Raw genomic sequence first — 25,470 nt, forward strand, 5'->3', positions numbered from 1 at the left:
TCAAGTCCCGTGCAGGTGAGGAGAGTTCATGTCGCAACCGGTGAGTCCGCGTCCGTTCCGCTTCGGCGTCAACCTGATGACACCCGCCCCGGCCGACGAGTGGCGGGCCAAGTGCCGCCGGGCCGAGGAGCTCGGCTACGACGTGATCCTGGTCCCCGACCATCTGGGCATGCCCGCGCCGTTCCCGGCCCTGGTCGCGGCGGCCGAGGCGACCGAGCGGCCCAGGCTGGGCACCTTCGTCCTCAACGCGGGGTTCTGGAACCCGGCCCTGCTCGCCCGGGAGGTGGCCACGACCGACGCTCTGACGGGCGGCCGCCTCGAACTCGGGCTGGGCACCGGCTACGTACGGGCGGAGCACGACACGGCCGGTCTGCCGTGGGGGTCGCCGGGCGAGCGCGTGGACCATCTTCGCCACACGCTCCAGGAGCTGGAGCGGCTGCTCGCCTCCGGGGAACACCAGCCCCAGCCGGTGCAGAAGCCCGGCGTGCCGCTGCTCGTCGGCGCCAACGGCGACCGCATGCTGCGGCTGACCGCCGAGCACGCGGACATCGCGGCGTTCACGGGTGCCCGCACGGTCCCGGGGAGTGCGACGGGACAGCTGGCGCCGATCACGGCCGAGGAGCTCGACGAGCGCGTCGCGCGCTACGGCGAGCTGGCGGCCGGCCGCGAGGAACCGGCCGAGCTCAACCTTCTTCTCCAGATGGTCATCGTCACCGAGGACCGCGAGGCCGCGGTGCAGCCCTTCCTGGAGCGCATCCCCGACCTGACCCTGGACGAGATCCTGGCGCTGCCCATCGGCCTCGTCGGCACCCTGGCGGAGATCACCCAACAGGTGCTGGCCCAGCGCGAGCGGTACGGGTTCTCCTACCTGACCGTTCTGGAGCCGTACATGGAGGCGTTCGCGCCGGTGATCGAGCGGCTGCGCGGCAAGTAGCCGTCCGCATAGTGGAATTCAGGCGTCCCGTTTCATCGACGGTGATGGGATCGCACCATGACTGATCCAGGGACACGGGCCGCCACGGCCGACGACCTCGACACCGTGCTGGCCTTCTGGAAGACGGCCGCCGAAGGCACCAGCATCAGCGACGACCGGGACGGCGTGGAGCGGCTGATCGCCCGCGATCCCGAGGCGCTGATCCTGGCGGAGCTGGACGGCGAGCTGGTCGGCACGGTGATCGCGGGCTTCGACGGCTGGCGCTGTCACCTGTACCGGCTGGCCGTCCACCCGGACCGGCGCCGCAGGGGCATCGGCTCGGCTCTGCTGACCGCCGCGGAACAGAGGTTCGTACGGCTGGGCGGGCGCCGGGGCGACGCGATGGTGCTGCAGCGCAACGAGATCGCGCACCATACCTGGCGCGCGGCGGGGTACGCGCCCGAGGAGCAGTGGCGGCGATGGGTGAAGCACCTCACCTACTGATCACCGCCCGACATGCTTTGCCCATCCTTTACGATTGGAGGACCACTTCGGTTCTCCAATGAAAGGTGTGAGCGTCCGCCCATGGGCGAGCCTCCCAGTAGACGACATCGCGCGATCCTCCCCACCCTGTCCGACCATGGGACAGAGGTGACCCGATGACCGAAGTGCTCCTCCTTCTGGTGGCGATCCTGCTGTCGCTCGCCTGTGGTGCCTTCGTCGCCGCCGAGTTCTCGCTGACCACGGTCGAGCGCAGCGAGCTGGAGCGGGCCGCGGAGCGCGGCGAGCGCGGCGCCGTCGGTGCGCTGAGGGCCGTACGGAATCTGACCTTCCAGCTCTCCGGCGCGCAGCTCGGCATCACCGTCACCAACCTGGTCGTCGGCATGCTCGCCGAGCCGTCGATCGCGGCGCTGCTCGCGGGTCCGCTGGAGTCGCTGGGCGTCTCCCCTTCGACGGCGAGCTCGATCGCGCTGGTGATCGGTACCGCCCTGTCAACCGTCGTCCTGATGGTCGTCGGCGAACTGGTGCCCAAGAACTGGGCGATCTCCTCGCCCCTGACCATGGCCAAGCGGGTCGGCAACGCGCAGCGCGTGTTCAGCGCGGTCTTCCGCCCCTTCATCACCCATCTCAACAACACGGCGAACCGCATAGTGCGCCGCTTCGGCGTGGAACCGACCGAGGAACTGGCGGCCGCGCGCGGACCCCAGGAACTGGCCGCCCTCGCCCGGCACTCCGCCCGCGAGGGGGCCCTGGAGGCCGACACCGCCGAGCTCTTCGTACGAACCCTGAACCTCGCCGATCTGACCGCGGAGAACGTCATGACCCCGCGCGTCCAGGTGGTCGCCCTCGATGCACAGGCGACCTGCGAGGACGTGGCGAACGCGACGCGGGCGACCGGGCTGTCCCGGTTCCCGGTCTATCGCGGCAGCCTCGACTCGGTCGTGGGCACCGCGCACATCAAGGACATCCTGACGGTGCCCGCGGAACGCCGGCCCCGTGTCCCCGTCTCCGAGCTGATGCGCGAGCCGCTCCTCGTGCCCGAGACGCTCACCGTCGACCGGCTCCTCGACCGCCTGTCGGGCAAGCGCACCATGGCAGTGATCATCGACGAGTACGGCGGCACGGCGGGCGTGGCCACGCTGGAGGACATCGTCGAGGAGGTCGTCGGCGAGGTGCGCGACGAGCACGACCCGCACGAGACGCCCGATCTGGCCCACGCCGGGCGCGACGACGAGGGCCGGGCACTGTTCTCGGCCGACGGTTCGGCGCGGTCGGACCAGCTCGCCCGCGTGGGTCTGCGGGCGCCCGAGGGGCCGTACGAGACGCTGGCCGGTCTGGTCGCCACCGAACTCGGCCGCATCCCCGCCGTCGGTGACCGTGTCGAGGTCGCCGGCTGGCTCCTCGACGTGGTGGACGCCACGGGCCGCCGGGCCGCACGGGTGCTGCTGCACGCGCCGCCGGCCGACCTGGCCGAGCACGAGAAGGAGGAGGACGGGCGATGACCGCCGTACAGCTCTTCATCGGTTTCCTGACGCTGGTCGTCAACGCCTTCTTCGTGGGCGCGGAGTTCGCGCTGATCTCGGTGCGGCGCTCGCAGATCGAGCCGTACGCCGATCAGGGCGACCGGCGCGCCAAGAGCGTGCTGTGGGGTCTGCGGCACGTGTCCGCGCTGATGGCGGCGGCACAGCTCGGCATCACGCTGTGCACCCTGGTGCTGGGTGTGGTGGCGGAACCCGCCATCGAGCACCTGCTGGAGCCGGTGTTCCACGCGGTGGGCGTGCCGGAGAGCGCCGGGCACGCGGTGTCCTTCGTGATCGCCCTGACACTGGCGACGTATCTGCACATGCTGCTCGGCGAGATGGTGCCCAAGAACATCGCGCTGGCCGAGCCGGTGCGCAGCGCCCTGCTGCTCGGTCCGCCGCTGGTCACGCTGGCGCGGGCGGTGCGGCCGGTGATCTTCACGATCAACGCCTTCGCCAACGGGCTGCTGAAGCTGCTGCGCGTCGAGACCAAGGACGAGGTGACGGCGACCTTCTCGGACGCCGAACTGGCCCGGCTGGTGCGGGACTCCGGCGAGGCCGGCCTGATCGACGAGCGCGCGCGGGAGCGGCTGCACGACGCCCTGGAGCTGGGCCGCCGACCGGTGCGCGACGTGGTGCTCCCGCTGGAACGCGTCGTCTACGCGCGCGTGGGCGTCACGCCGGAGGAGCTGGAGCGGCTCTCGGCCGAGTCGGGGTTCTCCCGGTTCCCGGTCGTCGACGGGGGCCGGCGCATCGTCGGCTATCTGCATGTGAAGGACGCGCTGGACGCCGCCCCGCGGGACGTGCCGTTCCAGGTGCGGGACATGCGGCCCATCGCGCGCGTGCGGGAGAGCACGAGGCTGGACGACGTGCTCACGGCGATGCGGGGCACCCGTACGCACCTGGCGGCCGTGCTGGGCGGCGACGGCCGGCTGGCGGGAGTGGTGACCATGGAGGACGTGCTGCGGGAGCTGTTCGGGCAGCGGGCCTGACGGCCGGATTCAGGCGGTGCCCGGGGGCCCGGCCCGGGTGAAACCGGACCGACCGACCGGCGGGTATGGAGCCCGGGATACCATCTGTGTCGCCATGCACACGAACCCCGCACACACCAGCCTCGTCGCGGTCGGCGACTCCTTCACCGAGGGCATGTCGGACCTGCTCCCGGACGGCTCCTACCGGGGCTGGGCCGACCTCCTCGCCGGGCGGATGGCCGCCCGCACGCCCGGTTTCCGGTACGCCAACCTCGCGGTGCGCGGGAAGCTGATCGGGCAGATCGTCGAGGAGCAGGTCGGCGTGGCGGCCGCGATGGAGGCCGATGTGATCACGCTGGTCGGCGGTCTCAACGACACACTTCGGCCCAAGTGCGACATGGGGCGGGTGCGCGGGCTCCTGGAGCAGGCCGTGGAGACGCTCGCCCCGTCCTGCAAGCAGCTCGTGCTGATGCGCAGCCCCGGCCGCCAGGGTCCGGTCCTGGAGCGGTTCCGGCCACGCATGGAGGAGCTGTTCGCCTGCGTCGACGAGCTGGCCGAGCGGCACGGCGCGGTCGTCGTCGACCTGTACGGTGCCCCGTCGCTCGCCGACCCCCGCCTGTGGGACGTGGACCGGCTGCATCTGACGCCCGAGGGGCATCGGCGGGTCGCGGAGGCGGTGTGGCAGACGCTCGGCTACGAACCCGAGGACACCGAGTGGCGTACCCCGATGCCGGCCACGGCGCCGCCCGGGTGGGCCATGCGGCGGGCGGCGGACGTGCGGTTCGCCCGGCAGCATCTGCTGCCGTGGATCGGACGGCGGCTGACGGGACGGTCGTCGGGGGACGGCCTGCCGGCGAAGCGGCCCGAGCTGCTGCCGTACGAAGGCCCCGCGGCGTAGACCCGCGGGGCCAGGACCGGCGGCCAGGGGCGGCCCGCCGTCACCGCACGTGCCATGGGCAGCGCGGTGCGGGACCGTCCCCCGGCATCCGTGCGCTACTGGGGGCTACTGGCGGGACGCGGCCCGGCTTCGCCGGTACAGGACGGTGCCGGCGATCAGCAACGCCCCGCTGGCGGCCACACCCGCGATGACGCTCTCGGCGCCGGTCTCGGGCATCTTGGGGTGGTCCGGCTTCTCGGGCTCGGCCGGAGGAGGCGTCGGCTCGGGCTCGTGGGGTGGCTCGCTGGGCTCGGGTGTGGGTTCGGGTTCCTCGTGGCCGTAGCCGTCGTCGCCGTAGCCCTTCGGTTCCTCGTCGCCGTAGCCGTAGCCCTCGTCCTTGGGCTCCTCGGAACCGTAGCCGTAGCCGTCGTCCTTCGGCTCCTCCGAACCGTAGCCGTAGCCGTAGCCGTCGTCCTTCGACTTCTCGGAACCGTAGCCGTCGTCCTTCGGCTTTTCGTGGCCGTAGCCGTCGTCCTTCGGCTTCTCGTGGCCGTAACCGTGGTCCTTGGGCTTTTCATGGCCATAGCCATGGTCCTTGGGCTTCTCGTGGCCATACCCGGAGTTGCCGTATCCGGAGTTGCCGTAGCCAGAGGTGTCGTGTCCGGAGGTGTCGTGTCCCGAGCTGTCGTGTCCGGAATCGGACTCCGCCTCGTGGAAACTGCCGAGTTTGTCATTCAGGTCATAGAATCTGTCCTGCATCTCGCCGACTTTTTCCTGCATCTCGGCGAATTTTCCGTCCAGGTCGTCCAGGCCGTCCGAGTCCCATGGATCCGCATGACCCGACAGTGCAGAAGCGGAGTTCACCACGGTCCCGTGCATGCGTGGGGCTGCGGACGCGCATGTGCCGTATAGAGACAGGGCGCTTGTCGCGGCGGCGGCCACGATCAATCCCTTGCTCAAGGCCTGTCGCATTCTCGTTGTCTTTCTCTCAGGCGGAATGGGGAAGCCGACGTCGATCATTGACGCGATCTTGCGGATTGGCGGGATTCGCAAGGTCATCGCAGGAGCCGTGATGCCACACGCTCACACTCGCCACGACCTGCAGACTATGAACGAGACAAGGAGGCCCCGGGAAACCACGACGCGTTGACCCAGCGGGAATTCACCCGATCGCCCGTGTGCGGCAGTCGGTTTCACTCGAATGGCCATGCTCGGTACGGCCGAAATCGGCGACGTGTGGAACCCTGCGGCGTCCGTCCTCGCATCCGTCTCGCGGACCGGCGGAAGGATCGCGTCCAGAACACCCCTGACCTGGGGTGCTGTGCGCCGCGGGGACGATCCGGGCCCATCCGGACGCCGGGTAGACTCCGTGCACGTGACTTCTGCGCCCGCCAAGCCCCGCATCCCGAACGTCCTCGCCGGACGCTACGCCTCCGCCGAGCTCGCCACGCTCTGGTCCCCCGAGCAGAAGGTGAAGCTTGAGCGGCAGCTCTGGCTCGCCGTGCTGCGCGCCCAGAAGGACCTCGGCATCGAGGTGCCGGACGAGGCGATCGCCGACTACGAGCGTGTCCTGGACACCGTCGACCTGGCCTCGATCGCCGAGCGCGAGAAGGTCACGCGGCACGACGTGAAGGCGCGGATCGAGGAGTTCAACGACCTCGCCGGGCACGAGCACGTGCACAAGGGCATGACGTCCCGCGACCTCACGGAGAACGTCGAGCAGCTGCAGATCCGGCTCTCCCTGGAGCTGATGCGCGACCGCACGGTGGCCGTGCTGGCCCGCCTGGGCAAGCTGGCCGGCGAGTACGGCGAGCTGGTCATGGCGGGCCGCTCGCACAACGTGGCCGCCCAGGCGACGACGCTGGGCAAGCGGTTCGCGACCGCCGCCGACGAGCTGCTCGTGGCGTACGGCCGGGTCGAGGAGCTGCTCGGGCGCTACCCGCTGCGCGGCATCAAGGGCCCGGTGGGCACGGCGCAGGACATGCTCGACCTGCTCGGCGGGGACGCGGGCAAACTGGCCGACCTGGAGCACCGGATCGCCCAGCACCTGGGCTTCTCGCAGGCCTTCACCTCGGTCGGCCAGGTCTACCCGCGCTCGCTCGACTACGAGGTCGTGACCGCCCTGGTGCAGCTGGCGGCGGCGCCGTCGTCGCTGGCCAAGACGATCCGGCTGATGGCCGGGCACGAGCTGGTGACCGAGGGCTTCAAGCCGGGCCAGGTCGGCTCCTCCGCGATGCCGCACAAGATGAACACGCGGTCGTGCGAGCGCGTCAACGGCCTGATGGTCATCCTGCGCGGCTACGCCTCCATGACCGGCGAGCTGGCGGGCGACCAGTGGAACGAGGGCGACGTGTCCTGCTCGGTGGTGCGCCGGGTCGCGCTGCCGGACGCCTTCTTCGCGCTGGACGGCCTGCTGGAGACGTTCCTGACGGTGCTCGACGAGTTCGGTGCCTTCCCGGCGGTCGTGGCGCGCGAGCTGGACCGCTACCTGCCGTTCCTCGCCACCACGAAGGTGCTGATGGGCGCGGTGCGCGCGGGCGTCGGCCGTGAGCTGGCGCACGAGGCGATCAAGGAGAACGCCGTCGCCTCCGCGCTGGCGATGCGTGAGCAGGGCGCCGAACGCAACGAGCTGCTCGACAAGCTCGCCGCCGACGAGCGCATCCCGCTCGACCGCGACGGGCTGGACGCGCTGATGGCGGACAAGCTGTCGTTCACGGGGGCCGCGGCCGACCAGGTCGGCGTCGTCGTGGGACGGATCGAGGAGATCGTGAAGCAGCGACCGGAGGCGGCGGGGTACACCCCCGGGGCGATCCTCTGACGCCCCTGTCGCCGACACTCCTCACGGAATGACGCGCTTCACCCCGGCGGAGCTGGAGGCCGCCCGCGACCGACTCGTCCCGGACGTCGTCGCGGACGGCCTCCATGTGCTGTTCTGCGGCATCAACCCCGGTCTGATGACGGCCGCGACCGGCCATCACTTCGCCCGCCCCGGCAACCGCTTCTGGCCGGTCCTGCACCTGTCCGGGTTCACGCCGAGGCTGATGAAGCCGTCGGAGCAGGGCGAGTTGCTCTCCTACGGGCTCGGCATCACGAACGTCGTCGCACGGGCGACCGCGCGGGCCGACGAACTGAGTGCCGAGGAGTACCGCGCGGGCGGGCGACTGCTGGCGGCCAAGGTGGCACGGTTGCGGCCGCGTTGGCTGGCGGTCGTGGGGGTCACCGCGTATCGGGCGGCCTTCGACGACCGCAAGGCCCAGGTGGGTCCGCAGGAGCGGGTGATCGGGAGCACGCGCGTGTGGGTGCTCCCGAATCCGAGCGGGCTCAACGCGCACTGGACGGCGGCGACGATGGCGGAGGAGTTCGCCAGGTTGCGGGTGGCGGCCGGGGCTCAGGAGAACACGGAGGGTTGACGTCCGTCGGCCGGCGGATCAGGCGTCCCGTCGCCGCACGCTCCAGGCCCCCGCCAGCAGCGCGGCCCCCGTCCACAGGGCCGTCACCGCCAGTCCCGACCATGGCCCGAGCGTACCGTCGTACGTGTGGTGCAGGGCGATCTGCCCGGCCTTGTCGGGGAGGAAGTCCGCGACGGTGCCCGCGGCGTCGCCGATGACGAACGACACCACGAGGATGAACGGGATCAGGATGGACAGCGTGGCCACTCCGCTGCGCAGCACGGCGGTGAGCCCGGCGGCGAACAGGGCGATCAGCATGAGGTAGATCCCGCAGCCCAGGACGCCGCGCAGTTGCTCGGCCCCGGTGAGCGCGTCCGCCGCGGAGCCGAGTCCCGCGCGTGCGACGGCGAGCGCGGCGACGGCGGTGACCAGTCCCGTCAGCAGGGACGGTACGGCGATGGCCGTCACCTTGGCGGCGAACCAGCGGCCGCGTTGCGGGACCGCCGCGAGCGTCAGCCGGAGCGCACCCCCGTGGTACTCCGACGACACGGCCATCGCGCCGAACGAGATGGCCGCGATCTGGCCGGGCAGGATCCCGGACAGGGCCGTGAACAGCGGGTCGAACTCCGGGTCGGAGCTCCCGTCTGCGCCGGCCACCGCCGAGAACGCCGTGGTCACGGCGAACAGGGCCAGCAGCGCTCCCGGAAGTGAACGAAGGGTGCGGATCTTGAGCCACTCGGCGTGGAGCACGGATGCGAATGTCATGGTTCAGGCCTCCTGGGACTGGGCGGTGAACTCGGCCTCGGCCGCGGTGAGATCGAAGTAGGCCTGCTCCAACGTGCCTTCCTCGGCGGCGAGTTCGAGGAGCGGAACGTTGGCTTCCGAGGCGATGCGGCCGATGTCGTCCACGCGCGCGTGGTGCACGCTCCAGTGCCCGTCGTCGTGGCGGACGGCTTCGTGACCGTGCCGGGCGAGGGCGGCTGTGAGCGCGGTGTCGTCCGTGGTGCGGATCCGCACGCTCGGCAGCACGCGCGCGTGGATGAACTCCCGCATCGGGGTGTCGGCCAGCAGGCGCCCCCGGCCGAGGACCACGAGGTGGTCGGCGAAGGAGGCGGTCTCGTTCATGAGGTGGCTGGAGACGAGGACCGTCCGGCCCTGGCCCGCCAGGCGCCGCATCAGTTCCCGGATCCAGACGATGCCTTCGGGGTCGAGGCCGTTGGACGGCTCGTCGAGCATGACCACCTCGGGGTCACCGAGGAGTGCGGCGGCGATGCCGAGCCGTTGGCGCATGCCCAGCGAGTACGTCTTCACCCGGCGCCGCGCCACCGACGCGAGGCCCGTCTCCTCCAGCACCTCGTCGACGCGCGTGCTCGGGATGCGGTTGCTCGCCGCGAGGACGCGCAGATGGTCCCGGGCGGTGCGGGAGCCGTGCGCGGCTCCGGCGTCGAGCAGGGCGCCGACGTGGCGCAGGGGTTCGCGCAGGGTCGGATAGGGGCGGCCGCCGATGGTGGCGGTGCCGGAGGTCGGCCGGTCGAGGCCGAGCACGAGTCGCATGGTGGTGGACTTTCCGGCGCCGTTGGGGCCGAGGAAGCCGGTGACGCGACCGGGGAGGACGGTGAAGGTGAGGTCGTCCACGGCGCGCCGGGTGCCGAACTCCTTGGTGAGGGCCTGGACTTCGATGCTGGTCATGGCAGCAGCCTGGCCGCCGGGGCCGGGGCGGGTCCTCCCCCGCGGGTGGAGATCGTCTCCCCCGTGCGGGGGAGGTCCGTTGTCAGTGGCGGCTGGCACGATGACGGAATGACCCGCTTGCTGCGCCCGTTCGGACGGGCGGTGACGTACACACGCTGGCTGCATCTGCTCGTCGCCATCGTGTGGCCGAGCATGTGGCTGTTCGTCGAGGAAGCGTGGTGGATCTGGGTGGCGGCGGCCGCGGCGCTCGCCCCCGCCGGTCTGGTGCCCGCGATGCGCACCGTGGAGGGGCTGCAGGCGAGGCTGCTGTTGATCGGTCACCGTCCCGACAGCGGCAGCGCCGACATCGTCGTCGCGCCGTCCGCCTCCTGGAGCGACCGGGGACGGCTCGTCGTGTGGCTGGAGGCGCGGCTGCTCGTCGGCTGCACCACCTCGATCGTCACCGCTCAACTGCTCTTCGCCACGGTGGACTTGCTGTCGGCGCCGTTCGGCCGTGACTTCGGGGACGGTGGGCTGTTCCTCCGTGGTCACCCGTGGTGGCACTTGCTGCTCGTGCCCCTGACGCTGGTCGCACTGGCGGTGACCGTGGTCGCCTCGGGCCACCTCATCACCGCGCTCGCCCTACGGCTCCTGGGCCCCTCACCGGCGGAGCGCCTCGCCGCCCTCGAGGCGCGCACCGAGCAGCTCCTGGAACGCACCCGTATCGCCCGCGAACTGCACGACTCCATCGGCCATGCCCTTACCGTGGCGGTCGTTCAGGCGGGTGCGGCCCGCGCGGCCGGTGATCCCGCGTTCACCGACCGGGCCCTGGACGCCATCGAGGAGACGGGCCGGGCCGCCCTGGAGGACCTGGAGCGTGTCCTCGGCATCCTGCGCGAGTCGGAGCGGCCGGTCAGCAGCCGGCCCACGCTCACGGACGCCGACCGCCTGCTGGAGTCCGCGCGGGCCTCCGGCGCGAAGGTCGACGCCGAGATGAGCGGGCCCTTGGACACCGTTCCCGGCCCGGTCTCCCGGGAGGGCTACCGCATCCTCCAGGAGTCCCTGACGAACGTGCTGCGGCACGCGGGTTCCGTTCCGGCCCGGGTCCGTATCGCCGTCACGGGCGGCACGCTCACCCTGGAGATCCGCAATCCGCTCACCGCCGACATACCCGGGCCCGGCAGAGGCAGCGGTCTGCGCGGCATACGCGAGCGCGCCGCTCTGCTGGGCGGCCACGCGCGGACCGGCCCCGACGACGGTGACTGGCAGGTGCACGTAGAGCTGCCGCTGAGTTGATCTAGGCTGGCCGGATGCCGGTCACCGTTCTCCTCGTCGACGACGAACCGCTCGTACGCGCCGGTCTGCGGGCCGTGCTGGAGGCGCAGCCCGACATCGAGGTCGTCGGGGAGGCGGCCGACGGCGCGGCGGTGATTCCGCTGGTACGGCAGCTGCGGCCGGACGTGGTCGCGATGGATGTGCGGATGCCGTTGCTGGACGGGATCGAGGCCACGCGCGCGGTGCTGCGGACGTTCGACGAGCCGCCGAAGGTTGTCGTCGTGACGACCTTCGAGAACGACGAGTACGTGTACGAGGCCCTGCGGGCCGGCGCCGACGGCTTCCTGCTCAAGCGGGCCAGGCCGGCGGAGATCGTGCACGCGGTGCGGCTCGTCGCCGAGGGCGAGTCCCTGCTGTTCCCGGCCTCCGTACGCCGGCTCGCGGCGCAGTACGGCGACGACGACGGGAACCGGGCGGCCCGAGCCCTGCTGGAGCGGGCCCGGCTGACCGAGCGGGAGGCCGAGGTGCTGCGGCTGATGGCGCGGGGTCTGTCGAACGCGGAGATCGCCGCCCGGCTCGTGGTCGGGACCGAGACGGTCAAGTCGCATGTGAGTGCCGTCCTGGCGAAGTTGGGGGCGCGGGACCGCACGCAGGCGGTGATCACGGCGTACGAGTCGGGGTTCGTGGCGCCGGGGTGAGCCGCCCGCTGTCGGTCGGTGTGTGATCCCCACTCGCCGGGTTCCGCCATGGCGAGTACCATCCGGCCAACATGCGCACGAGCTGGGAGGACGGACGTTGGCGCGGCTGACCGGCGGGGATCCCTCGCTGCTGCGAAGGATCAACTCCGCGGTGGTGCTGCACGCGCTGCGTGCCACGGACGCCGCGACTCTGACGGAGATCACCCGGGTGACCGGACTCTCCCGGCCCACCGTGGAGGGCGTGGTCGAGGGGCTCATCGAGGCGGGATACGTCGTCGAGAAGGCGGCCGACGAGAGTGTCGTACGGCGTCAGGGGCGGCCCGCCCGGCGGTTCCGGTTCCGGGCCGAGGCGGGTCATCTGCTGGGCCTGGACATAGGGGCGCATCGGGTCGCCGCGCTCCTCGCCGACCTGGACGGCCGGGTGCTCGGCGCGACCGTCAAGGACGTGGACGAGACGGCTCCGGCCGACGAGCGGCTCGAAAAGGTGCGTACGGCGGTGGCCGAGCTGCTGCGCCGGGCCGGTGTCGCACGCGGCTCGCTGCGGGCCGTGGGGGTCGCGACGCCGGGCATCGTCGAGGCGGACGGCACCGTACGGCTCGGCGCGGCGCTGCCCGAGTGGACGGGGCTGCGGCTGGGCGAGCGGCTGAGCCGGTCCTTCAAGTGCCCGGTCCTGGTGGAGAACGACGCCAACGCGGCAGCGGTCGCCGAGCACTGGAAGGGCTCGGCCACCGAGTCCGACGACGTCGTGTTCGTGCTGGCCGGGCTGAGCCCGGGCGCCGGTTCGCTGATCGGCGGGCAGTTGCACCGGGGGTTCGGCGGGGCGGCCGGAGAGATCGGCGCGCTGCATCTGCTGGGCCGTGAGGCGACCCCGGAGACGTTGCTGTCCACCACGGACGAGCCCCTTCGCCCGCTCGACGAGCGCGCCGTCGCCAAGGTCTTCGCGCAGGCCCGTGAGGGCGACGAGAGTGCCCGCGCGGCCGTCGACCGCTTCATCCAGCGCCTCGTCCACGACGTGGCGGCGCTGGTCCTCGCCCTCGACCCCGAGCTGGTCGTCGTCGGCGGCTGGGCGTCCGGCCTGGACGGCGTCCTGGAGCCGCTGCGCCGCGAGCTGGCCCGCTACTGCCTGCGCCCGCCGAAGGTCGCCCTCTCCCTGCTCGGCGAGGCTGCGGTGGCGACGGGCGCGCTCCGGCTCGCGCTCGACCACGTCGAGGAGCAGCTGTTCGCGGTGGAGGGGACGGTTACGGGGCGGCGCTGACGGTCGCCGGCCGTTCATCGGCGACCACGGGGCAACGGGCTGCGTGCCGGCGAACGCGTCGCGCCCCGGAGCCGATCCGGGGCGCGAGGCAGATGTCCGTTCGGACGTCAGGGCGCCCGGACGCGTGTCGGTACGGCGGTCAGGACGCCCGGCGCTCCGGGTCCTGGTGGATCTCCACGCTGCCAAAGTCGCCGAAGGTCAGCCGGCAGGTGTCCGCGCGGTAGGTGGCGACGGACAGCGCGGCGGTACGGCCCTCGGCGAGGTAGCGGGTGGTCACGACGAGAACGGGCGCCCCCGGGAGCCGGTCCAGCTCCTTGGCGTCGTCCGCGCGGGCCGAGCCCAGCTCGACGGCGCTCTCCTGACCCTCCAGTTCCAGGCGCTGCAGCTCGCGCAGCACGGCACGCGCGCGTGCCGCTCCGGACGGGGCGTCTATGGCGGAGAGGTCGGGCACCGACGACTGCGGGATGTACAGCAGCTCGGCGGCGACGGGCTGGCCGTGCGTCACGCGGGAGCGGCGCACCGTGTGCACGGGCTCGTCGCGCCCGGTCTCCAGGGCGTCGGCGACGGACGCGGGCGGCGCCGCCTGCGTGCAGTCCGTGGGCTGCCAGACGTCGTCGGCCGCGCCCGGCCAGGTGTGCTGCTCGGTTCCGACGGCCACGCCCACGCGCGGCGGCGCCACGGTCGTACCGACACCGCGGCGGCGCTGCAGCCGGCCCTCCAGCTCGAGTTGCTCCAGGGCCTGGCGGAGCGTGGCCCGGGCGACGCCGAAGCGGGCGGCCAGGTCGCGCTCGTTGGGCAGGATCTCGCCCACGGTGAATTCGGAGTCCAGTGCTTCACTGAGCACGGTCCTCAGGTGCCAGTACTTCGGTTCCGGCACCGATTCCAGCTGCGTGGTCCCCACCCTGTCCTCCGCAATCGCCGTGGCCCAGCGGCGTTTTAGCGCCCTTGTTTATTAAAGGTTGTTGCACTTTCTCTGCGACCATAGGACGGCCCTCAACCTTGGTCAATACCAATCCTCCATCCCTTGCGACCCGTATGCGCACCTCGCTCGGGAACGTTCACGGCGTGTTGGCGCAGGACCGACTTTTTGACGTACGGGCAAAGCCCCCGTCACACGACGGGGGCTTCACGGGCGGGGCTCGCTGCTGGGATCTAGTCGGCGTCCAGGGACCGCAGCTTGTCGGGGTTGCGGATGATGTAAACGGCCTGGACGCGCCCGTCCACGACGTCGAGCTGGAAGACCGCGTCGGGCTTGCCTCCGGACAGGGCCAGCACCGCCGGCCCGCCGTTGATCTCCAGGAACCGCCAGGACAGGTCCGCGACACCCTTCCGGGCGACGCCGACGATGAAGCGGCCCACCTTGTCGGCCGTCTCCAGGACCCGCAGCGGCGCCTTGGCCTTGCCGCCGCTGTCGCCGACGAGACGGACGTCCGGGGCGAGCATCGACATGAGCCCCTCGAGGTCGCCCTCGGCGGCCGCGGCCAGGAACCGCTCGGTGAGGTCGCGGCGCTGGGTGGGGTCGACCTCGTAGCGGGGCCGTCGCTCTTCGACGTGCTTGCGGGCCCGCCCGGCGAGCTGGCGCACGGCCGCCTCGCCCCGGTCGAGCATGACGGCGATGTCCGCGTACGGGTAGCCGAACGCCTCCCTCAGCACGAACACCGCGCGCTCCAGGGGCGAGAGCGACTCCAGGACGACGAGGACGGCGAGGGAGATGGAGTCGGCGAGGACGACCCGCTCGGCGGTGTCCGGGACGGTGTCCCCGAAGTCTGTGACGTACGGCTCCGGCAGCCAGGGGCCGACGTAGGTCTCGCCCCGCGCCTTGACCTGGCGCAGCCGGTCGATGGCGAGGCGGGTGGTGATGCGCACCAGGTACGCGCGCGGTTCGCGCACCTCCGACCGGTCGGCGCCGGACCAGCGCAGCCAGGCCTCCTGCACCACGTCCTCCGCGTCCGCCACGCGGCCGAGCATGCGGTAGGCGACTCCCAGGAGGACGGGGCGGTGCTCTTCGAAGACGTCGGTCTCGGTTTCGGTGGTCACTGCACCATCCCAGCCGACGCGTCCGGCGGTGTCCAGGCGAAATCGGCCGGCCCCGGGCCGGTGGCGTTCAACACCGAGGTGTGCGGGGAGCGTTGGGTTCCACGCTTCCGCCGTGATCGGCGACCAGCAAGGTCTACCCGTCGGTAGCAATTGCTGACAAGCTGTCCAGCGCCGTCCGTCAGCGTGTCCCAGACGAGGAGCACCTCATGTCCGCCACCGTCTCCTTCCAGGTCCCCTCTGCGCGCGGCCCGCAGAGTGTGAGCGTCGACTACGCGCGCGTGGGGAGCGGTGAACCGCTGCTCCTGCTGCACGGCATCGGTCACCACCGGCAGGTCTGGGACCCGGTGGTGGACATCCTCGCGACCGAGCGCGACGTGATCTCCGTGGATCTGCCCGGGTTCGGGGCGTCCCCGGGCCTGCCGGACGAGCTCTCCTACGACCTGGCCACGACGACGGCCGTGTTCGGTGCCTTCTGCGAGGCCATGGAGCTGGACCGGCCGCACGTCGTCGGCAACTCGCTGGGCGGTCTCGTCGCCCTGGAGCTGGGCCGCGAGAAACTCGTGCGCACTGTCACCGCCCTCTCCCCCGCCGGGTTCTGGTCCGAGGCCGAGCGGCGCTACGCGTTCGGCGTGCTGCTGGCGATGCGGCAGATCTCCCAGCGGCTGCCGTTGCCGCTGGTCGAGCAGCTGTCCAGGTCGGCGGCCGGACGTACGGTCCTGACGAGCACGATCTACGCCCGCCCCGGCCGGCGGTCACCCGAGGCCGTGGTCGCCGAGACGCTCGCGCTTGCCCGGGCCACGGGATTCGACCAGACCCTCCGGGCCGGCCGGACCGTGCGGTTCACCGACGACATCCCCGAGATCCCGGTCACCGTGGCCTGGGGCACCCGCGACCGGCTGCTGGTGCGCCGCCAGGGGGTGCGTGCCAAGCAGGTCATTCCCCGGGCGCGCCTCGTCCGGCTGCCCGGCTGCGGCCACTGCCCGATGAACGACGACCCGGCCCTCGTCGCGCGCGTCATCCTCGACGGCAGCCGCTGATCCACGCGGGGCGCGCGTCAGCGCGCCGGAGCCCAGGGCGACTCCGGCGCCGACGAGGGCGCTGCCCAGGGCCTGGACGGCGCCGTAGGAGCCGGTTCCGACGAGCGGGGCGGTGCAGGCGGCGGCGACCGGGATGAGGCCGGAGAAGAGCGTGGCGCGCTCGGCGCCGATCCGCTGCATGCCCATGTACCAGCACACGAACCCGACGACGGTCACGATCACCGCCTGCCACACGAGTGCGGCGGTCTCCGTGGGGTCCGGCCGCCGCAGCCACGCGGCTCCGTCCAGGAGCAGCCCGGCCGCGGCGGACTCGACGGCGGCGATCCCGCACACCGTCGCGGACAGCAGCCGCGGGCCCAGGGGCCGCAGCACGGGCACGGCGAGGACCGCGAATCCGACCTCGCCGACCAGTGCGCACACGGAGAACGCGAGGCCGGCGGTGTCCGTGCGGCCCCAGCCCTGGACCGTGAACGCCCCGACGGCGACGAGCAAGGCGCCGTACAGGACGCCGCGTTGAGGCCGCCGCCCGTCCAGCAGCGGGACGACGACGGCCACGACCACGGGCGCGCAGCCGACGAAGACACCGGGAACCGCCGGTTCGGCGGTGCGCTCGGCCGCGATGACGGCCAGGTTGAAGCCGACCATGCCCACGGCCGCCAGCACCGCGAGGCGGGCCCACTGACGGACGGCGAGCGCCCGCAGCCGGGCCGGGGCGTCCCGCCCGGCCAGCGGGACGAGCAGGAGACAGGCGAGGCCGTAGCGCAGGAACTGGCCGCCGGCGTACGGGTACTCGCCGAGCAGGCTGTTGGCGGTGAAGGAACCTCCGACGAGGACACAGGCGAGGGCGGCGAGGAGGGCACCGCGCGTGGTGGTGGCGTTCATGGCAGCGACGCTAGGAAGCCCGGCGGTCCGGTTTAAGGTCCAGTTCCATGACGTCATCGGAGACCAATCCGGGCCCGCACGCCGGCTCCCCCGCCTGGGAGTTGCTGCTGCCGGCCGTGGCCGCGCCCGCACGCGCGCGTGGTCGCTCGCTGCAGGCGGCGCTGCGTGAGGCCGTGCGGTCGGGCCGGCTCGCGCCGGGCACGCGGCTGCCGTCGAGCCGGGATCTCGCGGCCGACCTCGGGGTGTCGCGAGGGCTGATCACCGAGGCGTACGAGCAGCTGACGGCGGAGGGCTATCTGCGCAGCGGCCGGGGCGCCGGGACCTGGGTGGGCGGAGCCGTACGGGCCGCCCGGCCACGCACGCATGACCTCGCTCCGCGCGCCGCCGACGCCCGGGCCGACTTCGTACCGGGCACGCCGGACGTGTCGCTGTTCCCGCGCGCCGCGTGGGCGGCCGCGCAGCGCGGGGTGCTGGCCGAGCTGCCGCACCACGAGCTCGGCTATCCGGACCCGCGCGGACTCCCCCGGCTGCGTACGGCGCTCGCCGAGTTGCTCGCCCGGCGCCGGGGTGTGGTCGCTGACCCCGAGCGCATCGTGGTCGTCTCGGGGGTGTCGCAGGCGACGACCGTGCTCGGCTTCGTGCTCCGCGCGCGCGGGATGCGCGAAGTCGGAGTCGAGGACCCCGGAAGCCCTCAGCACGACGCCCTCTACGCCGCCGCCGGGGTCTCCCCCGTGCCGCTGCCCATGGACGACGAGGGGCTCGCCATCGCCCCGCTGCGGGAGTCGGGCGTACGGTCCGTCGTCACGACACCCGCCCACCAGTTCCCCACCGGTATCGCCTACTCCGCCCGTCGCCGTGCCGAACTGCTCGACTGGGCGCGGTCCGTCGACGGGTTCGTCCTGGAGGACGACTACGACGGCGACTTCCGGTACGACCGCGCCCCCGTGGGCGCCCTCCAGGGCCTCGACCCGGAGCGGGTCGCCTACGCGGGGTCGGTCAGCAAGTCCCTCGCCCCGGGACTGCGGCTCGGCTGGCTGCTCGTACCGGAGCCCTTGACCGAGGAGGTCGTCGAGCGCAAGCGGACCATGGATCTCGGGCATCCGACGCTGGACCAGGCGCTGTTCGCCCGGTTCCTGGAGCGCGGCGACTACGACCGCCAGCTGCGCCGCTGCCAGCGCGCGTACCGGGAGCGTCGCGACGCCCTGGTCGGAGCCCTGGAGGAGGACTTTCCGGGAGCCGAGGTGACCGGGATCGCCGCGGGACTGCACGTCATCGCCGCACTGCCGCAGCGGTACGGCCCTCAGGAACGGTTCCTCACGCGCGTGGCCGCGGCCGGGGTGGCGGTGCGCCCTCTGACGGACTACACACACGCGCGTGCCGGTGACAGCGGGCAGCCGGGCGTACGGCTGGTCCTGGGATACGCGCATCTGCCGCCCTCGCGGATCCGGGCCGGCGTACGGCTGATGGCCCAGGCGGTCGCGGCAGCACCGTGAGGCGAGCGCCCCTTGGCTGTGCGACGAGTTGCAGAACTGCCGGGAGGTGTCCGGAAGCCCAGGAAGATGACGAGAACCGTACGCCTGAATGTCTCCCGCGTGACTCGCCAGTTCCCATGCGGATGCGGTCAGTTGTTCACTTGTGGTTTGCGTGTGCGCTGCGGCGCACCAGTAGTTGTGGCACTGCACACTGGCCGGATCCCGCCCCTGGAGGCCTCCATGTCACACCGTCCGCTCCCGGGTCGCCGCAGCGTCCTGCGCGGCTCGCTCGCCGCCTCGGCGGCCCTGACCCTGCCCACCGCCCTCGGCTCCGCGCCCGCCTTCGCCCTGTCGGGGCGTCCCAGGGCGGGCTGGGGCGTGCAGACGGGAGACGTGACCTGCGACTCGGGTCTGGTGTGGGTGCGCTCCGACCGTCCGGCCCGGATGATCGTCGAGACGTCCGCCACCGAGTCGTTCCGGGGCGCGCGCAGATGGCAGGGCCCGCTGCTGGGCGCGGACACCGACTTCACCGGCACGACCCGGCTGCGGGGCCTGCCGTCCGGCGAGCAGATCCACTACCGCGTGCTGCTCGCCGACCCCGACGACCCTCGCCGCACCGGCGAGCCGGTCACCGGCACGTTCCGTACGGCCTCCGCGCGGCGGCGCGACGGGGTGCGTTTCGTGTGGTCGGGTGACCTCGCCGGACAGGGCTGGGGCATCAACCCGGACTTCGGCGGCTACCGCATCTACAACGCGATGGCCGCGCTCGACCCGGACTTCTTCATCTGCAGCGGCGACAACATCTACGCCGACGGCCCGATCTCACCATCGGTCACCCTGCCCGACGGCAGCACCTGGCGGAACATCACGACCGAGGAGAAGTCCAAGGTCGCCGAGACTCTGGCCGAGTTCCGCGGCAACTTCCGCTACAACCTGCTGGACGACAACCTCAAGCGGTTCAACGCCCAGGTCCCCTCGATCATCCAGTGGGACGACCACGAGGTGACCAACAACTGGTACCCCGGCGAGATCCTCGGCGACACCCGCTACACCGAGAAGAACGTCGACGTCCTGGCCGCACGCGCCCGGCAGGCGTTCTCGGAGTACTACCCGATCTCGACCCTGCGCCGCCCGGACGGGCGGGTCTACCGCGTGGTCAACCACGGTCCGCTGCTGGACGTGTTCGTGCTGGACATGCGCACCTACCGCAACGCCAACTCGCCGGACAACCAGCCCACCGACGCGCAGGGCATCCTGGGCGCCGAGCAGCTGAACTGGCTCAAGCGCGAGCTGGCACGCTCCCGGGCGGTGTGGAAGGTGATCGCCTCCGACATGCCCCTCGGCCTGGTGGTGCCGGACACCGGCGACGGCAAGCCGAACATCGAGGCCGTCGCGCAGGGCGACCCCGGTGCTCCGCTGGGACGCGAGCTGCAGATCGCCGAGCTGCTGCGGTTCATCAAGCACCGCAGGATCACCGGCACGGTCTGGCTGACCGCCGACGTGCACTACACCTCGGCCCAGCACTACCAGCCGTCGCGGGCGGCCTTCACCGACTTCGAGCCGTTCTGGGAGTTCGTCTCCGGCCCGCTCAACGCGGGCGCCTTCCCGGCGAACACCCTGGACAGCACCTTCGGCCCGGAGCGGGTGTTCATCAAGGCGCCGACGACGGCCAACGTCTCGCCCGCCGGCGGCTACCAGTTCTTCGGCGAGGTCGACATCGACGGCGACAGCGGCGAACTGACGGTGCGACTGCGCGAGTCCGACGGCACCGTGCTGTTCACACAGGTCCTGCAGCCGGGCCGGGTCGGTCAGTAACTCCCGTAGCCTGGAGCCGTGCCGCGCACCGGTGTCATCCCCCGGTGCGCGGGCTGCGGCGGCCACCGAGGCCCACCGGAGAGCGACAGCGGAGATCACAAACCAGACATAAGGGCTTTTTACCGGTCGGTCACAAAGCGTTCGTGATCACGCAACACCCTTCCTTCACAGTGGGTGCATGAGTCGAGACATGTCTGATGTGACGCGTGCGAGGCACGGACGTCCGGTACACCACTGGCGGCGCGACGTCATCGAGCTCGCCGCCCTGTTCACGGCGGTGGCGGTGGCCGACGCCGTGGCCAACATGATCGGGCACGGGCCCGACGGACCGGCGCTGCTGCTGGTCTCGGCGGCCGTGCTCGTCGCCACGGTGGGCTTCCACACATGGTGGGCACGCCGCCACGGTCACGCACCCCCGACGGGCGATACCGGTGCCCGGCCCCGCTCCGCGGAGCAGGCCGGGCCGTCGGACCAGTCGCGGGAGTCGACCGCGCCGGTGTCCGAGGACGGTGCCCTGTGGCGGATGCGGACGACGGTGAAGGACGAACCGGGGTCACTGGCCGCGCTGTGCACGGCACTCGCCGACCAGCGGGTCGACATCCTGAGCCTGCAGACGCATCCGCTGGCCGAGGGCACGGTGGACGAGTTCCTGCTGCGGGCGCCCGGCCGGCTGACGGCGGCGGAGATCACCCGAGCGGTGTCGATGGCCGGCGGTGCGGGCACCTGGATCGAGCGGGCCGACGCCCACGACCTGGTGGACGCGCCGACCCGGGTGCTGGGCCTCGCCACGCGTACCGCCCTGGACGCGGCGGAACTGCCGCTGGCGCTGCGGCAGTTGCTGGGCCGGTGCACCATCCGTTCGCTGCCCGCCGTACCGGCCGGAGGCGGCCGGGGGCCCGAGCCGGTGCCCATGGAAGGGGCTCTGGAGGACACCGTGATGCGGTTGCGTGCGCCGGAAGGTGGAGTGATCACTGTGGAGCGGCCGTATCTGCCGTTCACGCCGACCGAGTTCGCGCGGGCACGGGCACTGGTGGAGCTGGACGCCCGGCTGGGCCCGCGCGTGCCGCGCAGCCAGGACGTGCTGACGCTGCCCGAGGGCAACCACATCACCGTGCGCCGGGCGGACACCGGTGATCTGGCGGCCGCGAAGGAGATGCACGAGCGGTGCTCGGCGCGGACGCTGGGCATGCGCTACCACGGGCCGATCGGCGACGCGGACCGGTATCTCAACCACCTGCTCAGCCCCCGGTTCGGCCGCACGCTCGCCGTGCAGACCGCGTCGGGGCGCGTCGTCGGCCTCGGACACCTGCTGTGGGACGGTGACGAGACGGAGGTCGCACTGCTGGTCGAGGACGCGTGGCAGCGGCGCGGGATCGGTGCGGAGTTGCTGCGCAGGCTGGTGGGGATGGCGGTACAGGCGGGCTGCGAGAGTGTGTACGCCGTGACTCAGGCCTCCAACACCGGGATGGTGGCGGCGATGCGTGGACTGGGGCTCCCCCTCGACTATCAGATCGAGGAGGGAACCTTGGTCATCACGGCGCGGTTGGCTCCGCCGGTTGAGCCGGAGGGCGCCCTGGGGGTTACGGGGCGACTGTCGAGCGATACAGCCCCGCGCCCCTGACGGGGCGCGCCAGCGCCTGGTCCAGATCCGCCCACAGGTCCTCCACGTCCTCCAGCCCCACCGACATCCGGAGCAACCGGTCGCTCACCCCGGCACCCCGGCGGTCGTCCTCCTCCACGATGCGGTGGCTGATGGACGCCGGGTGCTGGATGAGGGTGTCGACGCTGCCGAGGCTGACGGCGGGGGTGATCAGGCGGACGCCGGCGATGACCTCGTGCGGGTCGCCGTGGACCTCGAAGGCGATCATCGCGCCGCCGATGCGCGGGTAGTGGACGCGGGCGACGCGCGGGTCGGCGGCGAGGCGGCCGGCCAGTTCGGCGGCGGTCGCGGAGGCGGCGCGGACCCGTACCGGCAGGGTGGACAGGCCGCGCAGCAGCAGGTATCCGGCCAGCGGGTGCAGTACGCCGCCCGTGGCGAACCTGATCTGCCGCAGCTGTCCGGCGAGCTCCTCGTCGCAGGCGACGACGCCGGCCATGACGTCCCCGTGCCCGCCGAGGTACTTGGTCGCACTGTGCAGCACCAGCCGTGCGCCCTGTTCGGCCGGGCGCTGGAGCACTGGCGTCGCGAAGGTGTTGTCCGCGAGCAGCGGGACCGAGCCGCAGGCGTGGGCCACGGCCCGCAGGTCCACCTCGGCGAGCGTGGGATTGGCCGGGGACTCGACCATGACCAGGCCGGTGTCCGGACGCAGTGCCTCCGCGATGCCGGCCGGGTCCGTCCAGGTCACCTCCGAGCCGAGAAGTCCGGCGGTCAGCAGATGGTCGCTGCAGCCGTACAGGGGGCGTACGGCGACGACGTGGCGCAGGCCCATCGAGGCCCGTACCAGGAGAACCGCGCTCAGCGCCGCCATCCCGCTGGCGAAGGCGACCGCCGCCTCGGTGCCCTCCAGCCGGGCCAGGGCCGTCTCGAAGCGGGCGACGGTCGGGTTGCCGAGGCGCCCGTACACGGGTGGGCCGTCCGGCTCCGCGCCGGTCGCGGCGAACGCGTCGATGCGGGCGGCCTCTCCGCGGCTGTCGTAGGAGGGATAGGTGGTGGACAGGTCTATCGGCGGGGCGTGCAGCCCTTGCCGGGCCAGGTCGTCGCGGCCGGCGTGCACGGCCTCGGTGGCGAGTGCTCTGGGGGCGGTAAGCATGTCGTCATAGCCGTGCATGCCGTCGTATGCCTCTCTGCTCGCTGGATCCATGAGCGAAGAGTGAACATCGACCGGGGGTGTGCGGGCACATACCGTGCTACGTTCGGCCAATGGCCGAATCCGTCGTACTGGACCCGGTCGATCTGCATCTGCTGCGGCTTCTGCAGAACGACGCCCGGGCCACCTACCGCGACCTCGCCGCGCAGGTCGGCGTGGCGCCGTCGACGTGTCTGGACCGGGTGACCCGGCTGCGCCGCTCGGGCGTGATCCTCGGCCATCAGCTCCGGCTGGATCCGGCCAAGCTGGGCCGAGGGCTGCAGGCGCTGCTGTCCGTGCAGGTCAGGCCGCATCGGCGGGAGCTGGTGGGGCCGTTCGTGGAGCGGATCCGGGCGTTGCCGGAGTCGCTGACCGTCTTCCATCTGACCGGGCCCGACGACTACCTCGTGCATGTCGCGGTGGCGGACATGGCGGATCTGCAGCGGCTGGTGCTGGACGAGTTCACGTCCCAGCGCGAAGTGGCACGGGTGGAGACCCGGTTGATCTTCCAGCAGTGGGACTGCGGGCCGCTGCTGCCACGCGACGCCCCGGGAAGCACGCCCTCAGCGAAATCAGGCTGACTCGGGACAAGGCCCGGTCGAACCGGGCTGACGCGGTAGCGGTCGCCGTATGAGGATGGACCGCATGTCAGAGACCAAGAGCCCGCTGCCCCGCGAGGTCGCCGACGCGTATGTCGACGAGCTCATCGCCCTCGACCCGTTCACCGGTACGTATCTCGGTGTGAAGGAGAGTTCGGGCAGGCTCCCCGACCTCTCGCCCGCGGGCCAGGAGGCGCTCGCGCAGCTCCAGCGGGCCACCCTCGCCCGGCTCGACGAGGCCGAACGCCTGCCCGGCGCGGACAGTGACATCGAGCGCCGGTGCGCGCGCCTGCTGCGGGAGCGGCTGACCGCGGAACTCGCCGTGCACGACGCCGACGAGGGTCTGCGGGCGGTCGGCAACATGGCCACGCCCGCGCACTCGGTACGCGAGATCTTCACCGTCACGCCGAACGAGACCGACGAGGACTGGGCGGCGATCGCCGAGCGGCTGCGCGCGGTGCCGGCCGCGTACGCGGGCTACCGCGCGTCGCTCACGCTGGGTCTGGAGCGCAAGCTGTACGCGGCCCCGCGCCCGACGGCCACCTTCGTCGAGCAGCTCACCGAGTGGGCGGACACCGGTGAGGGCCGCGGCTGGTTCGAGGACTTCGCGGCCGACGGCCCCGAGTCGCTGCGCGCGGAGCTGGACGAGGCCGCACGTGGTGCGACGGCCGCCGTGGTGGAACTGCGGGACTGGCTGCGCGACGTGTACGCGCCGGCGATCGAGGGCGCGCCCAACACGGTGGGCCGCGAGCGCTACGCCCGCTGGGCCCGCTACTTCAACGGCATCGACCTCGACCTCGACGAGGCGTACGCCTACGGCTGGTCCGAGTACCACCGGCTGCTCGGCGAGATGAAGAAGGAGGCCGAGAAGATCCTGCCGGGCGCCGCGACGCCGTGGGTGGCGCTGGCGCACCTCGACGAGCACGGCAAGCACATCGAGGGCGTCGACGAGGTCCGCGAGTGGCTCCAGGGCCTGATGGACGAGGCGATCGAGAAGCTGGACGGCACGCACTTCGAACTCGCCGAGCCGGTGCGGAAGGTGGAGTCGCGCATCGCCCCGCCCGGTGGTGCCGCGGCGCCCTACTACACGTCTCCGTCGGAGGACTTCTCGCGTCCGGGCCGTACCTGGCTGCCGACGATGGGCCAGACCCGCTTCCCGGCCTACGACCTGGTCTCGACCTGGTACCACGAGGGCGTGCCGGGCCATCACCTCCAGCTCGCGCAGTGGACGTACATCGCCGGGAACCTCTCCCGCTACCAGGCCACCGTCGGCATGGTGAGCGCCAACGCCGAGGGCTGGGCCCTGTACGCGGAGCGGCTCATGGACGAGCTCGGTTTCCTCACCGACCCGGAGCACCGGCTCGGTTACCTCGACGCGCAGATGATGCGGGCCGCCCGGGTCATCGTCGACATCGGCATGCACCTGGAGCTGGAGATCCCGGCAGACTCCCCGTTCCACCCGGGCGAGCGCTGGACTCCCGAGCTGGCGCAGGAGTTCTTCGGCGCGCACAGCAGCCGTCCGGCGGACTTCGTGGAGAGCGAGCTGACCCGGTATCTGACGATTCCGGGTCAGGCCATCGGCTACAAGCTCGGCGAGCGGGCGTGGCTGCTCGGCCGCGAGAAGGCGCGCGAGCGGCGCGGCGACGCCTTCGACCTCAAGGCGTGGCACATGGCGGCCCTGTCCCAGGGTTCGCTGGGCCTGGACGACCTAGTGGACGAGCTGGCCCGCCTCTGACGCGGCGCGCTGACCAGGGCGCACCGACCCGGGCGCGCCG

At 72.0% G+C, this 25,470-nt stretch carries 22 protein-coding genes and 1 pseudogene; 16 read left to right on the forward strand and 7 right to left on the reverse strand.

Annotation, left to right across the window (positions count from 1 at the left end):
- Positions 1-28 precede the first annotated feature (28 nt).
- The 5 genes from ACIBAG_RS38730 (at position 29) to ACIBAG_RS38750 (ending at position 4,803) form a co-directional block, all read left to right on the forward strand.
- The gene (locus ACIBAG_RS38730; RefSeq protein ID WP_399111958.1) at positions 29-934 is read left to right on the forward strand and encodes an LLM class F420-dependent oxidoreductase; all 906 of its coding nucleotides are present in this window, start codon (positions 29-31) and stop codon (positions 932-934) included.
- A gap of 57 nt (positions 935-991) precedes the next feature.
- Complete coding sequence (locus tag ACIBAG_RS38735) at positions 992-1,417, forward strand: GNAT family N-acetyltransferase (protein ID WP_399111959.1); 426 nt, start codon at positions 992-994, stop codon at positions 1,415-1,417.
- A 155-nt stretch (positions 1,418-1,572) separates the two neighbouring features.
- Complete coding sequence (locus ACIBAG_RS38740) at positions 1,573-2,916, forward strand: hemolysin family protein (RefSeq protein WP_399111960.1); 1,344 nt, start codon at positions 1,573-1,575, stop codon at positions 2,914-2,916.
- Entirely contained in the window at positions 2,913-3,926 is a 1,014-nt protein-coding gene (locus tag ACIBAG_RS38745) for a hemolysin family protein (protein ID WP_399111961.1), read from the forward strand. The genes ACIBAG_RS38740 and ACIBAG_RS38745 overlap by 4 nt, the downstream gene beginning before the upstream one ends.
- Before the next feature lie 94 nt (positions 3,927-4,020).
- A complete protein-coding gene (locus ACIBAG_RS38750; RefSeq protein WP_399111962.1) occupies positions 4,021-4,803 on the forward strand; it encodes an SGNH/GDSL hydrolase family protein in 783 nt (260 codons plus the stop codon).
- 105 nt (positions 4,804-4,908) lie between these two features.
- Here ACIBAG_RS38750 and ACIBAG_RS38755 read toward each other — a convergent pair whose 3' ends face one another.
- Positions 4,909-5,541 (reverse strand): hypothetical protein, encoded by a 633-nt coding sequence (locus tag ACIBAG_RS38755; RefSeq protein WP_399111963.1) that lies wholly within the window; start codon positions 5,539-5,541, stop codon positions 4,909-4,911.
- 616 nt (positions 5,542-6,157) lie between these two features.
- Here ACIBAG_RS38755 and purB point away from each other — a divergent pair.
- On the forward strand, positions 6,158-7,600 hold the full coding sequence (gene purB, locus ACIBAG_RS38760; RefSeq protein ID WP_399111964.1) for an adenylosuccinate lyase: 1,443 nt from the start codon (positions 6,158-6,160) through the stop codon (positions 7,598-7,600).
- A 28-nt stretch (positions 7,601-7,628) separates the two neighbouring features.
- Positions 7,629-8,192 (forward strand): G/U mismatch-specific DNA glycosylase, encoded by a 564-nt coding sequence (gene mug, locus ACIBAG_RS38765; protein WP_399111966.1) that lies wholly within the window; start codon positions 7,629-7,631, stop codon positions 8,190-8,192.
- 18 nt (positions 8,193-8,210) lie between these two features.
- On the opposite strand, the gene ACIBAG_RS38770 is transcribed toward mug, so the two are convergent.
- Both ACIBAG_RS38770 and ACIBAG_RS38775 read right to left on the reverse strand, forming a co-directional pair.
- Positions 8,211-8,936 carry an ABC transporter permease gene (locus tag ACIBAG_RS38770; RefSeq protein WP_399111967.1) on the reverse strand — a complete coding sequence of 242 codons (726 nt, stop codon included), beginning with the start codon at positions 8,934-8,936 and terminating at the stop codon, positions 8,211-8,213.
- Positions 8,937-8,939: 3 nt separating this feature from the next.
- A complete protein-coding gene (locus ACIBAG_RS38775) occupies positions 8,940-9,860 on the reverse strand; it encodes an ABC transporter ATP-binding protein (RefSeq protein WP_399111968.1) in 921 nt (306 codons plus the stop codon).
- Positions 9,861-9,968: 108 nt separating this feature from the next.
- Between ACIBAG_RS38775 and ACIBAG_RS38780 the strand changes: the two genes are divergently transcribed.
- The 3 genes from ACIBAG_RS38780 to ACIBAG_RS38790 all read left to right on the forward strand — a co-directional run bounded on the left by ACIBAG_RS38780 (position 9,969) and on the right by ACIBAG_RS38790 (position 13,067).
- Entirely contained in the window at positions 9,969-11,135 is a 1,167-nt protein-coding gene (locus tag ACIBAG_RS38780; protein ID WP_399111970.1) for a sensor histidine kinase, read from the forward strand.
- 14 nt (positions 11,136-11,149) lie between these two features.
- On the forward strand, positions 11,150-11,812 hold the full coding sequence (locus ACIBAG_RS38785) for a response regulator (protein WP_399111972.1): 663 nt from the start codon (positions 11,150-11,152) through the stop codon (positions 11,810-11,812).
- Between the two features lie 97 nt (positions 11,813-11,909).
- On the forward strand, positions 11,910-13,067 hold the full coding sequence (locus ACIBAG_RS38790) for an ROK family transcriptional regulator (RefSeq protein ID WP_399111973.1): 1,158 nt from the start codon (positions 11,910-11,912) through the stop codon (positions 13,065-13,067).
- A gap of 139 nt (positions 13,068-13,206) precedes the next feature.
- Here the strand turns inward: ACIBAG_RS38790 and ACIBAG_RS38795 are convergent, their stop codons facing one another.
- Both ACIBAG_RS38795 and ACIBAG_RS38800 read right to left on the reverse strand, forming a co-directional pair.
- On the reverse strand, positions 13,207-13,968 hold the full coding sequence (locus ACIBAG_RS38795) for a GntR family transcriptional regulator (RefSeq protein WP_399111974.1): 762 nt from the start codon (positions 13,966-13,968) through the stop codon (positions 13,207-13,209).
- A 251-nt stretch (positions 13,969-14,219) separates the two neighbouring features.
- The gene (locus ACIBAG_RS38800; protein ID WP_399111975.1) at positions 14,220-15,104 is read right to left on the reverse strand and encodes an RNA polymerase sigma-70 factor; all 885 of its coding nucleotides are present in this window, start codon (positions 15,102-15,104) and stop codon (positions 14,220-14,222) included.
- Between the two features lie 206 nt (positions 15,105-15,310).
- On the opposite strand from ACIBAG_RS38800, the gene ACIBAG_RS38805 reads away from it, so the two are divergent.
- A complete protein-coding gene (locus ACIBAG_RS38805) occupies positions 15,311-16,141 on the forward strand; it encodes an alpha/beta fold hydrolase (protein WP_399111976.1) in 831 nt (276 codons plus the stop codon).
- A gap of 93 nt (positions 16,142-16,234) precedes the next feature.
- Here ACIBAG_RS38805 and ACIBAG_RS38810 read toward each other — a convergent pair.
- Positions 16,235-17,080: pseudogene (locus tag ACIBAG_RS38810) on the reverse strand (DMT family transporter); the annotation flags it as partial.
- On the opposite strand from ACIBAG_RS38810, the gene ACIBAG_RS38815 reads away from it, so the two are divergent.
- From ACIBAG_RS38815 to ACIBAG_RS38825, 3 genes are all read left to right on the forward strand, one after another.
- Complete coding sequence (locus ACIBAG_RS38815) at positions 17,071-18,516, forward strand: PLP-dependent aminotransferase family protein (RefSeq protein WP_399111978.1); 1,446 nt, start codon at positions 17,071-17,073, stop codon at positions 18,514-18,516. The pseudogene ACIBAG_RS38810 and the gene ACIBAG_RS38815 sit on opposite strands and share 10 nt — an antisense overlap.
- 219 nt (positions 18,517-18,735) lie before the next feature.
- Positions 18,736-20,310, forward strand: a complete 1,575-nt coding sequence (locus tag ACIBAG_RS38820) for an alkaline phosphatase D family protein (RefSeq protein ID WP_399111980.1) — start codon at positions 18,736-18,738, stop codon at positions 20,308-20,310.
- Positions 20,311-20,500: 190 nt separating this feature from the next.
- Positions 20,501-21,931: a GNAT family N-acetyltransferase gene (locus ACIBAG_RS38825; protein WP_399111982.1), complete on the forward strand. Its 1,431-nt coding sequence runs from the start codon at positions 20,501-20,503 to the stop codon at positions 21,929-21,931.
- Here ACIBAG_RS38825 and ACIBAG_RS38830 read toward each other — a convergent pair.
- Positions 21,891-23,111 (reverse strand): trans-sulfuration enzyme family protein, encoded by a 1,221-nt coding sequence (locus ACIBAG_RS38830; protein WP_399111984.1) that lies wholly within the window; start codon positions 23,109-23,111, stop codon positions 21,891-21,893. The genes ACIBAG_RS38825 and ACIBAG_RS38830 overlap by 41 nt on opposite strands.
- A 59-nt stretch (positions 23,112-23,170) precedes the next feature.
- Between ACIBAG_RS38830 and ACIBAG_RS38835 the strand changes: the two genes are divergently transcribed.
- Positions 23,171-23,677 (forward strand): Lrp/AsnC family transcriptional regulator, encoded by a 507-nt coding sequence (locus ACIBAG_RS38835; protein ID WP_399111986.1) that lies wholly within the window; start codon positions 23,171-23,173, stop codon positions 23,675-23,677.
- Between the two features lie 64 nt (positions 23,678-23,741).
- Positions 23,742-25,430, forward strand: a complete 1,689-nt coding sequence (locus ACIBAG_RS38840) for a DUF885 domain-containing protein (RefSeq protein ID WP_399111988.1) — start codon at positions 23,742-23,744, stop codon at positions 25,428-25,430.
- Positions 25,431-25,470 lie beyond the last annotated feature (40 nt).

It is taken from the genome of Streptomyces sp. NPDC051243 (assembly GCF_044455405.1).
Lineage (GTDB): Bacteria > Actinomycetota > Actinomycetes > Streptomycetales > Streptomycetaceae > Streptomyces.

Coding starts and splice junctions, on each gene's coding strand:
- ACIBAG_RS38840 (WP_399111988.1), top strand. CDS start 23,742: ATGTCAGAGACCAAGAGCCCGCTGCCCCGCGAGGTCGCCGACGCGTAT.
- ACIBAG_RS38830 (WP_399111984.1), bottom strand. CDS start 23,111: ATGGATCCAGCGAGCAGAGAGGCATACGACGGCATGCACGGCTATGAC.
- ACIBAG_RS38805 (WP_399111976.1), top strand. CDS start 15,311: ATGTCCGCCACCGTCTCCTTCCAGGTCCCCTCTGCGCGCGGCCCGCAG.
- ACIBAG_RS38825 (WP_399111982.1), top strand. CDS start 20,501: ATGTCTGATGTGACGCGTGCGAGGCACGGACGTCCGGTACACCACTGG.
- ACIBAG_RS38730 (WP_399111958.1), top strand. CDS start 29: ATGTCGCAACCGGTGAGTCCGCGTCCGTTCCGCTTCGGCGTCAACCTG.
- mug (WP_399111966.1), top strand. CDS start 7,629: ATGACGCGCTTCACCCCGGCGGAGCTGGAGGCCGCCCGCGACCGACTC.
- ACIBAG_RS38750 (WP_399111962.1), top strand. CDS start 4,021: ATGCACACGAACCCCGCACACACCAGCCTCGTCGCGGTCGGCGACTCC.
- ACIBAG_RS38775 (WP_399111968.1), bottom strand. CDS start 9,860: ATGACCAGCATCGAAGTCCAGGCCCTCACCAAGGAGTTCGGCACCCGG.
- ACIBAG_RS38820 (WP_399111980.1), top strand. CDS start 18,736: ATGTCACACCGTCCGCTCCCGGGTCGCCGCAGCGTCCTGCGCGGCTCG.
- ACIBAG_RS38835 (WP_399111986.1), top strand. CDS start 23,171: ATGGCCGAATCCGTCGTACTGGACCCGGTCGATCTGCATCTGCTGCGG.
- ACIBAG_RS38815 (WP_399111978.1), top strand. CDS start 17,071: ATGACGTCATCGGAGACCAATCCGGGCCCGCACGCCGGCTCCCCCGCC.
- ACIBAG_RS38755 (WP_399111963.1), bottom strand. CDS start 5,541: ATGCAGGACAGATTCTATGACCTGAATGACAAACTCGGCAGTTTCCAC.
- ACIBAG_RS38740 (WP_399111960.1), top strand. CDS start 1,573: ATGACCGAAGTGCTCCTCCTTCTGGTGGCGATCCTGCTGTCGCTCGCC.
- ACIBAG_RS38785 (WP_399111972.1), top strand. CDS start 11,150: ATGCCGGTCACCGTTCTCCTCGTCGACGACGAACCGCTCGTACGCGCC.
- ACIBAG_RS38745 (WP_399111961.1), top strand. CDS start 2,913: ATGACCGCCGTACAGCTCTTCATCGGTTTCCTGACGCTGGTCGTCAAC.
- ACIBAG_RS38770 (WP_399111967.1), bottom strand. CDS start 8,936: ATGACATTCGCATCCGTGCTCCACGCCGAGTGGCTCAAGATCCGCACC.
- ACIBAG_RS38780 (WP_399111970.1), top strand. CDS start 9,969: ATGACCCGCTTGCTGCGCCCGTTCGGACGGGCGGTGACGTACACACGC.
- ACIBAG_RS38735 (WP_399111959.1), top strand. CDS start 992: ATGACTGATCCAGGGACACGGGCCGCCACGGCCGACGACCTCGACACC.